We start from the raw sequence: 7,785 nt of genomic DNA on the forward strand, positions 1-7,785 counted from the left end.
GAAAAGCAAGCTAATAGTCGAGCTCGAAAATTGTCAAAATTAACAAATCCATAGGCTTGACGTTTAATCAGTTTGAGGCGATTGTTGATTCCCTCCATCACACCACTCGTTGTTCGGTTCAAGAAATAGTTACAAATTCCATCGATATGATTGCGAAGCATGGTTAGGGTATCAATGTAAATCGATTGTGCTTTTTTAATCCATTCAAGCAGTAATTTTTTCCCCTCTTCCACACTATGATGACTTTCAAAAATCTCTCTGAATTCTTCCTTCAATTCATAGGCAAGCTTAAGACGCTTAGATTGACTTAAAACTGTAGCCAATTTAATCCGTTCCTCTTCTTTTAAATCTACACCATTTTTCGGGACAATAAATCTGCTACCTTTTCCTTTAATATTGCTTTGTATTCGGATTTTATTCAATTCCTCATTCACATATTTCATCACATGAAATCGGTCATACACTACAATCGCATTCGGAAAAACTTTTTGGATCACTTTTGGAAAACCACCCCACATATCTACACTCACTTCTGATACCTGTTCATGAACCTCAATCGGTTGCTGCATAAGGATTTCCATAATTTGTTTGCTGTTCATGACTATCGATAACTTCAATCAATTGACTTTGGTCAATATCGGAGACTACAGTCACAAAATCTTGATGCCCTTTTCTCATACTGATTTCATCGATACTCAGACGTTTAACCGCTCCCCATGAGACTTTTTTACTTGCAATCGCTGATGATTGAAAATTCCTTGAACTTGAGCCCAACTTAATTCTTCCTCTCGTTTTACCTGTTCCACCGTTGTCACCTGAACACGGTGATAAATATACTCCTCATATCGTTGAGTATAGCGCCGACCTTCATCAACAAAACACAGTTGCTCTGTGAAATATTTTTGACAATTGTTACAGTAGTATTGGCGACGAGGAATTTCCAATTCGATTAACTGACCTGAAATCGGTAAATCTCGAATCAAGATTGTCCGAATCTGATGGAGTTCATCTCTGGACTGTTGACAGTGAGGGCAAGTAGCATGATCAGTCAAAAAACCAACTTTTAGAATTGTTTTTGTATCATTTTTAATACATCTTTCAATCGTAATGTCTGGCAAATTGAGTAATCCGTCAAGATGAAAATCCATGAGCGACGCTCTAGCAGAAAGTTCATATATTATACAGTTTACACCTCAAACCCAGAAGACCCCTGCTGTGCAAAGTGGTTTAGAGGCATTCGAGAGAATTGATGTACTCGTGAACAACGCGGGGTATGGATTAATGGGCGCGATTGAGGAAGTGAGCGATCAGCAAATTCGCAACCAATTTGAAACCAATGTCTTTGGTCTTTTGAATGTGACTCGCGTAGTCATCCCCCTTCTCAGACAACAAGGTTCCGGTCATATCTTGAACATTTCTTCAGTGGGCGGACGGATGACAGTGCCAAGACTGGGACTTTATCATGCCTCTAAATTTGCAGTTGAAGGTCTTTCAGAGTCCCTCGCGCAGGAACTTAAACCATTTGGTATCAAGGTTATAGTCATTGAGCCAGGAGGCTTTGCTACTGACTTTGAAGACCGTTCTTTAATTTCAGCTCATCCGATGCCAGAGTACGATTTCCTTCGAGAGCAAATGGCTAAGTATTCCGCTGAATCTGTTCGTGGTGATGCAGCGATGGGTGTTCAGGCAATGTTGAAAGTTGTGGAATTACCTGACCCACCCATTCACCTAGCGATCGGTCCCAGAGCATTGCCGAGGCTTATCCAAAAACTTTCTTCAGATATCGAAGAATATCAGCGATTTGAAGATATCTGGCAGGCTTCCACCGCCAATGCGAAGCAGGGAATAGGGCTTTCCTAAATCACTCATATTTACACTCAAAAGAGAAACATCATGATTAAGCTTTACGGTCACGAAATGTCTGGTAACAGCTACAAACCAAGACTGTTGCTGGAACTGTTAAACATCGAATATGAATGGGTCAAAGTGGATGTGATGAAAGGCGAACAAAAATCGCCGGAATATCTTGCCCTCAATCCATTTGGTCAAGTTCCTCTGTTGATCGATGGCGATACCAAACTAGCGGATGCTCAAGCTATTTTGGTGTACTTGGCGCGGCAGTATGGCGGCGATAGTTGGCTCCCGTTGGATGCACTCCCGTTGGCTCAAGTCGTTCGCTGGCTATCGACAACTGCTGGAGAAATTCGCCAGGGCCCTGAACATTCCCGACTTTATTATTTGTTTGGGGTTACCAACATCAATATCGAACGGGCACACCAGCAAGCAAAGAATATCCTGACTCAATTAGACCAACATTTGAGTACGCGAAACTGGTTAGAATTCGATCGCCCGACGATCGCCGATATCGCAGTTTTTCCCTACGTTGCTCTGGCGGACGATGGCAAGATTGACCTCGCACCCTATCCCAATGTCCTGACTTGGATCGATCGCATCAAACAACTCCCTGGCTATATCCCAATGGCAGGAATGTAGGTGAACCAACACATCTTAAGAAGAGAGGTAACACATGGCAATCCCAGGCTGGACAAGAACCGAATCGCCGTTTCATCCGGGTGAACTAGCAATTCAAGGCCGAATGGGTACACAGGCGAAGATGGATAGGCAAGGACGACAAATGATTCGGGAATATCTGCCCGATCAATTTCGGCAGTTCTTCCCCCAACTTCCTTACATAATTGTGGGCACGGTGGATGCGACAGGTAGCCCCTGGGCTTCAATTCTGGTAGGGGAACCGGGCTTTTTGTCTTCACCAGACGATCGCACCTTGCAGGTTGCCGCCAAGCCCCTGTTTGGCGATCCTCTCACAAATACTCTTGCCGATCGCATCGATATCGGCTTGCTCGGAATTGAACTCCATACCCGTCGTCGCAATCGTGTGAATGGTACTGTCACAGCAATTGACTCGGATCGCTTTGAAGTGCAAGTGGGACAAAGCTTTGGCAACTGTCCCAAATATATTCAAGCTCGGATGTTTGAGCTAATTGAGCAAGATTCAGCAACACCGCGATCGATCCATCAATTCCAAATGCTTGGATCGGAAGAACGGGCAGCGATCGCGATCGCTGACACCCTCTTCATTGCAACCGCTTATCAAAACACATCGGCGGGCATTGCTAGTGGGGTAGATGTTTCTCATCGCGGTGGCAAACCAGGCTTTGTGCGGCTAGACGATGACTATACACTGACCGTTCCCGACTTCTCTGGTAATTGTCAATTTAATACCTTTGGCAACCTAGAGTTAAATCCTCGTGCAGGACTACTATTTGTGGATTTTGAGCGGAGCAACCTGCTTTACCTTACTGGCACAGCCGAAGTGATTTGGGAAGGGGCCCAAATCAATGACTACGAGGGAGCAGAGCGATTGTTTCGCTTCCACCTCGATCGTGGCTATCGGGTAGAGGGTAGCCTCCCACTGCGTTGGTCATCGCCAGCATTCTCACCTTTCCTAGATCCCACAGGTTCTTGGTGAGGGAATGGCTTATTTAATCTTGTTAGTGTCACGAAGTTTTCGCCACCAAGAAACTTAATTTTTTAAAGCCTTACAGCCAAAGTATTTCACAATTGCAATTTGCCAGTGCCGAAAACTTCTTGACACTAACCAATCTTGATTAACTTATCTACAAACCAACTTTTATGGAAGCTAAACTCCCTCTCCCACCATTTACCGTAGAAACTGCCTTAGCGAAAGTACAAATTGCTGAAGATGCCTGGAATACCCGCGATCCAGAGCGAGTTTCCCTAGCATACACCGAAGATTCTGAGTGGCGGAATCGATCGGAGTTTCTGAATGGACGAACCGCGATCAAAGCATTTCTCAAACACAAATGGGAGAAAGAACTAGACTATCGCCTGAAAAAAGAGCTTTGGTGCTTTATGGATAATCGGATTGCGGTGCGATTTGAATATGAGTGGCACAATGATTCTGGCTTCTGGTATCGCTCCTATGGTAATGAAAACTGGGAATTTGCTGATAACGGTCTAATGATGCGTCGATTTGCCTGCATTAATGATTTACCCATCCAAGAATCTGAACGAAAGTTTCGCACGTAAGGATTCAGGTCTAAGATTGGGGAATAAGAGAAGGCATAAATAAGTCACAAGGTAAGGATTCAGGTAAGATAACTTCTTGCTGGGGAAAGACTTTAGATCTGTAGCTTGATGCTAAATTAATCTTTATTGTCAACAATACTTCGGACAGTTTTTTAAAGCCTCTGTAAGCTTTACAGTGCAAGCCTTCGCATTTTTAATCTTTTTTTCAAACTTAAGGCTAAACTTAAACTTTAAAAAAATAGTACATACTATAGCCAGTATGGGTTTTAGGTATTTAATTATGCATAAAACTGTCCGAAGTATTGGTCAATAGATGAGGAAAAAATGTGATTTATCGTCATAAGAGTGACAGTGCATAGATATAGAAAAAAGCCCTTACTTTGCCATGAAAACCTTGCCAGACAAGCGTTAAAGCGGCAATTTTTTTGACCTGAATCCTTACGTTTCAAGCTCTGTTTAGCTAAAAACGCTTAAATTTAAACGTGCTTTAATAGATTGCGGATATGTCTATCCAGACTGGCAATCAGAACTCTAAAATTCTTAACGTAATCGCACAGCTCGGTACGCACAGAATTACTGAATAGGGCGAATGAGTGAATTTTGGCCCATCTTTTTTTAGCTCAAGTTTCGCTCTTAGGCTACAGATAAGGCTTTTGACGGAATTTTCACCGCATTAACCTGTCCGGTGAACAATCGCAAGCATGGTTTTGGAACAAAAAAGGTGGAGTGGCAACACTCCCTCAACTCTACCTCTCGGCTTTACTCTAGGGCTTGCTGAATAGAACTAGAAGCTTTTACTGCCAATGGTTTCAAGATTTTTAAACACAAAAAAGTGCAAGGTTATGACGTTTTTTGGCTCAAAATCCTTGGATTTCGGTGAAAAATTGTGGAGTAAATTTGGGAACCCATCTCCGAATCTCCCATTTTTCAAGCTGTTTGGCGCCTAGATTCGATTTGTGGGCTTTTTCAGCAAGCCCTACTCTAGAAACCGGGTTTCTTGCTGCGAGCTTTAGTTTCCTGGCGCGACGACTTTTTCTAGTTTCCCGGCATCTGAGCGTAATTCCACCCGAGATGTTTCAAAAATCCGTCTTTATGCTGAACTTACAGCTCTTTGGCGGCCTAGAATATGTAAGTTAGTGCTTACATTAATTGAAATGAGTAGAACGAATCGAAGTGCAGCAGAAACCCGCGATCGCCTGTTGAAAGCCGCGATTGAAGTTTTCTCTACAGAAGGCTACGTTGGAGCGACAACTCGTGAAATTGCTCGTGTTGCAGATGTGAGTGAAGTCACTTTGTTTCGCCGCTTTCAGAGCAAAGAGCAAGTGTTGAGTGCGGTTGCCCACCACATTACAGCATTGCGGACGGAGGCGTTGGCGCATCAAGACGAATGGACTTATGACCTACGCCGCGATCTCCTGCATTATGCAAAGCTCCACGACGAAATGCTGGAGGAGTACGAAGCTCTATTTCGGATGTTTATTGGTGAAGCTCATCGACATCCGATAGAAGCACTGGAGGTGCTTCAGGCATCATTTTTACCGCTACGTGAAAAACTAATTTCCTATCTACAAACCTGTGTTGAACGTGGCAGTATTCGTCCGAATGTTGACCTGCCACTGGCAGTAGATCAATTGACGGGAATGCTGCTCTCTGGTATGATTCGCCGCCATGTTTCTCAAGTAAACCGGGGCTATAGCCGTAAACAATACATCGAAGGGTGTGTGGATTTATTTGTGCGGGGAGTTAGCACAGCAGCGTCTTCTGTAAGTCGTACTTCGTCTCCAGAATGAAGATTCTTGACAATTTTCGTATGAATTTGGCATTTCCAGATTAAAGCATCCTAACCCGTTGCGGTGGTGCGAAGCACCTGCCTCTTTGCGATCGCAAAAATAGAGACTAAAAATGAAACGCCCTCAAATACATAGTCATACAACTGAACCAGATTCTATTGATATTCAGGGTTTTACCGATTTGGAAGAGTCTGAGCCTCAACACCAACAAAACGCTCAACAAAACGCTCAACAAAAGCGAGCAAAACCATTAAAAAAATTGAAACAATCTCCCTATGATGCAGCCGGGTACGTGCAGGGACCGCTCAAGTGGGCGATCGCCCTGACGGCTTCTTTAGGAGCCATTCTAGAAGTCATTGATACCAGCATTGTGAACGTTGCTTTAACAGATATGCAGGCGACATTAGGCGCAACCGTGACCGAAATTGCTTGGGTCGTAACGGGTTACGCGATCGCCAACGTTGTGATGATTCCGCTCTCTGCTTGGTTGGGGGACTTTTTCGGCAAGAAAACCTACTTTGTCTTTTCCATGATCGGGTTCACAGCCGCCTCGATGTTATGCGGTTTATCCATCAACCTGCCGGTGCTAGTGGGAGCTCGAATTCTTCAAGGCTTCTGCGGAGGCGGACTGTTGGCAAAAGCGCAAGCGATTCTGTTTGAAACTTTTCCCCCAGCAGAACAGGGGTTAGCGCAGTCGGTGTTTGGAGTTGGGGTGATTTCAGGCCCGGCTATTGGCCCCACGCTAGGCGGCTATCTGACCGATACGTTAGGCTGGCGCTGGATTTTCTTTATCAATTTGCCGGTCGGTATTGTGGCTGTCATCATGGCGATCGTGTTTCTCCGACCAGACTCGAAGCAACACGGACAGAGCCAGAAGAAAGTGGACTGGACAGGAATTGCACTGCTGTGTATTACGGTAGGTAGTTTGCAAGCATTTTTGGAAGAAGGGGAAAAAGAAAACTGGTTTGAATCGGGTTGGATTACGCTTCTGGCGTTTCTGGCGGTTATGGGGCTGTTTTTGTTCATCTGGCGAGAACTCAGCACAAAAGCACCAGCAGTTGACTTGCGCGTTCTGCGGCATAAATCCCTGGCAGCCGGTAGCCTTTACTCTGGTATTTTGGGCATGGGGTTGTACGGAGCCTTGTTTGCTGTACCGCTGTTTGCTCAAGGCGTGCTGAAATTTTCGGCCATGCAAACCGGATTTCTACTCGCTCCAGGAGCTTTAGCGTCCGCCATCATAATGGTTTTATTGGGCAAAATTTCGACTAAGGTGGATGCCCGCATTTTAATTGCGCTGGGAGCCTGTGGAACGGCAGCCGTCATGTTCGAGCTGGCAAAAATCACGCCCCAAACCGGAACAGATGATTTGTTTTGGCCCCTAATCTGGCGCGGTGCAACTACGGTTTTGATGTTCCTGCCCCTGAGTTTGGCAACATTGGGTTCCATCCCCAAAGAAGATGTATCGGCTGGATCGGGCTTCTATAACTTGACTCGTCAGCTCGGTGGTAGTATTGGCATTGCTATTCTGACCGCATTACTGACTCGGCGAGAGGCTTTTCATCGAGCTATTTTGTTGGCAAAGTTAACGCCTTACGATCCAGAAACAACTGAGCGGCTCAATGCACTCACTGGTGTGTTTCAGAGTCGCGGTTCTGATGCCGCAACTGCCCAACAACAAGCCCTCGCCGCGCTCTCCCAATTAGTCAATACGCAGGCAGCCGTTCTATCCTACGCAGACATTTTTCGCTTTGTCGGCATTATCTTTCTCTGCTCGTTGCCATTGCTGCTGTTTCTCGGCAAGGGAGGCACTGGAGCCAAAGCACCTGCTGTTCACTAATTGTTTGATTTTATAGCAATCCTAAATCATTATCTACACTTATTATGATATAATTATATGCAATGATTGATTGTGACAATAAAAAAA

At 44.8% G+C, this 7,785-nt stretch carries 8 protein-coding genes; 6 read left to right on the forward strand and 2 right to left on the reverse strand.

Features of this window, described 5'->3' with window-relative positions:
• Together QUB66_RS29200 and QUB66_RS29205 are read right to left on the reverse strand one after the other, a co-directional pair.
• Positions 1 to 599, reverse strand: a 599-nt coding sequence (locus QUB66_RS29200) for a transposase (protein WP_332971307.1), incomplete at its 3' end; no start/stop codon positions are given.
• Between the two features lie 96 nt (positions 600 to 695).
• Positions 696 to 1,148 carry a transposase family protein gene (locus QUB66_RS29205; RefSeq protein ID WP_265240097.1) on the reverse strand — a complete coding sequence of 151 codons (453 nt, stop codon included), beginning with the start codon at positions 1,146 to 1,148 and terminating at the stop codon, positions 696 to 698.
• On the opposite strand from QUB66_RS29205, the gene QUB66_RS29210 reads away from it, so the two are divergent.
• The 6 genes from QUB66_RS29210 (at position 1,147) to QUB66_RS29235 (ending at position 7,698) form a co-directional block, all read left to right on the forward strand.
• Positions 1,147 to 1,860, forward strand: coding sequence for an SDR family NAD(P)-dependent oxidoreductase (locus QUB66_RS29210; protein WP_265240096.1), 714 nt, complete (start codon positions 1,147 to 1,149; stop codon positions 1,858 to 1,860). The genes QUB66_RS29205 and QUB66_RS29210 overlap by 2 nt on opposite strands.
• A 33-nt stretch (positions 1,861 to 1,893) precedes the next feature.
• Positions 1,894 to 2,493 carry a glutathione S-transferase family protein gene (locus QUB66_RS29215; RefSeq protein WP_265240095.1) on the forward strand — a complete coding sequence of 200 codons (600 nt, stop codon included), beginning with the start codon at positions 1,894 to 1,896 and terminating at the stop codon, positions 2,491 to 2,493.
• Positions 2,494 to 2,527: 34 nt separating this feature from the next.
• Positions 2,528 to 3,490: a pyridoxamine 5'-phosphate oxidase family protein gene (locus QUB66_RS29220; RefSeq protein WP_332970688.1), complete on the forward strand. Its 963-nt coding sequence runs from the start codon at positions 2,528 to 2,530 to the stop codon at positions 3,488 to 3,490.
• Between the two features lie 164 nt (positions 3,491 to 3,654).
• Positions 3,655 to 4,071, forward strand: a complete 417-nt coding sequence (locus QUB66_RS29225) for a nuclear transport factor 2 family protein (RefSeq protein ID WP_265240093.1) — start codon at positions 3,655 to 3,657, stop codon at positions 4,069 to 4,071.
• 1,154 nt (positions 4,072 to 5,225) lie between these two features.
• A complete protein-coding gene (locus QUB66_RS29230; protein WP_332970689.1) occupies positions 5,226 to 5,861 on the forward strand; it encodes a TetR/AcrR family transcriptional regulator in 636 nt (211 codons plus the stop codon).
• Between the two features lie 112 nt (positions 5,862 to 5,973).
• Positions 5,974 to 7,698 (forward strand): DHA2 family efflux MFS transporter permease subunit, encoded by a 1,725-nt coding sequence (locus QUB66_RS29235; protein ID WP_265239474.1) that lies wholly within the window; start codon positions 5,974 to 5,976, stop codon positions 7,696 to 7,698.
• Positions 7,699 to 7,785 lie beyond the last annotated feature (87 nt).

It is taken from the genome of Microcoleus sp. A2-C3, from assembly GCF_036706065.1.
Lineage (GTDB): Bacteria > Cyanobacteriota > Cyanobacteriia > Cyanobacteriales > Microcoleaceae > Microcoleus.